Genomic DNA, 2,436 nt, shown 5'->3' on the forward strand with positions numbered 1-2,436 from the left:
CACAATTGGAACGCATTCCAACTGTGGGAGCGGGCTTGCTCGCGAAGAGGCCGGTATTGCCTACGCCGCCCTCAACGATATAAACGCATAGTTCGCCGGCACCTCAGTGGCAATCTGCGCCCCCGCATCCAGCAGTTGCCCGGCAATATCCACCCCGGACACATGAAACACCCACTCATTGGCCACCGCCGGCTGCTCGGCCGCCAGCTCAATCGCCTGGGCAAACGCGCCCATGTCCGGCAGGTACGCGGTAAACCCATCGCCCTTGAGCGCCGTGGTCCGGATACCCAGCAAGGCACACACCGCTTCCTTGGTCTGCACGTCGTCGCGGTCGGCCTGGCGTGAGCGGCTGATCAACGCCGCCAGCTGCGGGTCCGCCAACTCGCCGCCGACGATCAACGCCGGGCCTTGTTCCCACGATTCGGGCGGGCAGTCCTTGGCGCCAGGGTTCAAGGGAATGTGCGGGTTGATCTCCATCGGATAAATCCGGCACACCAACGGCCGCCGCTCATAGATGCGACACAGGTTGTCTTCGTCAAGATTCCGGCAGCGCCCGGCGTTGTAGGCGGCAAAGGTGATCGCCACAAACGCCTCGATGTTGCCGCTGGGCACCACCACCGAACGGCGCTCGGCATGCTCGCGTTGTTGCACGGGCAGGCCCAGGCCGTTGGCCAGGAAGCCTTCGACGAGAACGATGACATTGCCGCCGTCCGCCGCCCACATGCGGGCTTCGTCGAGGGTCAGGGGGACGTGGTGGTCGGTGCAGCACTTGCCGCAACCGACGCAGGAAAAGTGGGTGTTCATGGCGGATCTGTCACCAGGCTAGGTCAGAGGGCTCGCTTGAACGGTGACGGGATTTTACCTCTGTTCACCGTATTGCCACTCTGGAAGCAAGTTGTGCGCCAGTGCCTTCAGTCCGCTGCGACTACGTCGCGTAGGACAAGTCTCATTTCTGCGCTTTCGTAGAGCTTGCGTGCGCGCAGGTTGCTCTCCAGCACCTTGAGGTCCACATAGGGTTCGCCGCGCTGCTTGAAGACCTGGAAGCTGTGCAGCAACAACGCGCGGCCCAGCCCCTGGCCTTGGGCGCATGGGTGTACGGAGAGGTTCTTGATAAAGGCGCTGGTCCAGCATTGCGCGACGCCAAGGATACCCTCGGCATTACTGGCGACCAGGCACAGCGTGGGGTCGAACTCGGCATCGCTGACGAACTGCTGGCGCCATTCCTCCAGGCTCCGCACGCGGCCGCCGCCCTGGTCCTGGGTCATGCGCAAGACCGCATGAATGGCCGGGGCCAGTTCGTCGCGATAGTGATCCAGCTGCGTGCCTGCCGGCCATTGCGGCGCGGGCAGGCTGGCGGTGAGATCGCGGCGCAGCAGTTGGAAATATTCGCTCACAGGCCTTTTTGCGCCACCGTTTGCGCGGCCACCACCAGGCACTTGGTCAATTCGGGCGACGAAAATTTCGTCAGCACCGAGTCGGCACCGGCCAGGCGGGCTTTTTCGCTGTTCATCGCGCTGTCCAGGGAGGTGTGCAGCAGCACGTAGAGGTCCTTGAAATCCGGGGTTTCACGCAGGGTGCGGGTGAGGGCATAGCCGTCCATCTCGGACATCTCGATATCCGACACCACCACGTTGATCTGCTGCGCGGTGCCTTGCAGCTCCAGCAGCACATCGATGGCTTCCTTGGCGCTGCGCGCGGTGTGGCAGGTCAGGCCGAGGTTACGCAAGGTATGCACGGACTGCTGCAACGCCACCTGGCTGTCGTCCACCACCAGGATGCGCGCATTGCCCAGCACTTCGGCTTCTTCCATGGTCAGGTCGGTCGGCGCGGCTTCGATCGGCGCCGGGGCGATGCCGTGGATGACTTTCTCGATATCCAGCACCTGCACCAGGGCGCCTTCCACCTCGGTCACCCCGGTGATAAACGCGCGGTTGCCGCCAGAGCCATAGGGCGGCGGGCGGATATCGGTGGTCAGGCAATGCACGATCCTGCTCACGGCCTGCACATGCAGGCCCTGCTTGGAGCGGCTCACATCGGTGACGATCAGGCAGCCACCGTCCGGGTCTTGCAGGGGCATTTCCCCCAGGGCACGGCTCAGGTCGATCACCGACAACGAGGCACCGCGCAGAATGGCGATGCCTTTGACGTGGGGGTGGGACTCCGGCAGCTTGGTCAGCGGTGGGCAGGGGATGATTTCGCTGACTTTCAGCAGGTTGATCGCCATCAGCTTGCCACTGCGCAAGGTAAAGAGCAGAAGCGAGAGTGAATCTGCGCGGGCTTTGGTGGTGGACATAAAAACCTTCTGTGGATCAGGGATGATGATCTATACAGAGTTATCGACTTGCGGGAGCCAGGCTTTAACCGGATTTTCTGTGGGCTCGGTCTAATGTGGGAGCGGGCTTGCTCGCGAATGCGGTGGGTCAGACAACACATCTG

Annotated in this window: 3 protein-coding genes; all 3 read right to left on the reverse strand. The window is 62.7% G+C overall.

The window, feature by feature from the left end; genetic code table 11:
• Window positions 1–60: 60 nt before the first annotated feature.
• Window positions 61–804 carry a YkgJ family cysteine cluster protein gene (locus tag NUV89_RS29155; protein ID WP_257784038.1) on the reverse strand — a complete coding sequence of 248 codons (744 nt, stop codon included), beginning with the start codon at window positions 802–804 and terminating at the stop codon, window positions 61–63.
• Window positions 805–911: 107 nt separating this feature from the next.
• Entirely contained in the window at window positions 912–1,394 is a 483-nt protein-coding gene (locus NUV89_RS29160) for an N-acetyltransferase (protein ID WP_257784039.1), read from the reverse strand.
• Window positions 1,391–2,293, reverse strand: coding sequence for a chemotaxis protein CheV (locus NUV89_RS29165; RefSeq protein WP_257784040.1), 903 nt, complete (start codon window positions 2,291–2,293; stop codon window positions 1,391–1,393). The genes NUV89_RS29160 and NUV89_RS29165 overlap by 4 nt, the downstream gene beginning before the upstream one ends.
• Between the last annotated feature and the right edge of the window lie 143 nt (window positions 2,294–2,436).

Origin of the sequence: Pseudomonas sp. 18.1.10 (assembly GCF_024655625.1) — a bacterium.
Classification (GTDB): domain Bacteria; phylum Pseudomonadota; class Gammaproteobacteria; order Pseudomonadales; family Pseudomonadaceae; genus Aquipseudomonas.

What these genes read in the sequence shown, in the direction of transcription:
- NUV89_RS29155 (WP_257784038.1), bottom strand. Translation starts at nt 804, where the DNA reads ATGAACACCCACTTTTCCTGCGTCGGTTGCGGCAAGTGCTGCACCGAC.
- NUV89_RS29165 (WP_257784040.1), bottom strand. Translation starts at nt 2,293, where the DNA reads ATGTCCACCACCAAAGCCCGCGCAGATTCACTCTCGCTTCTGCTCTTT.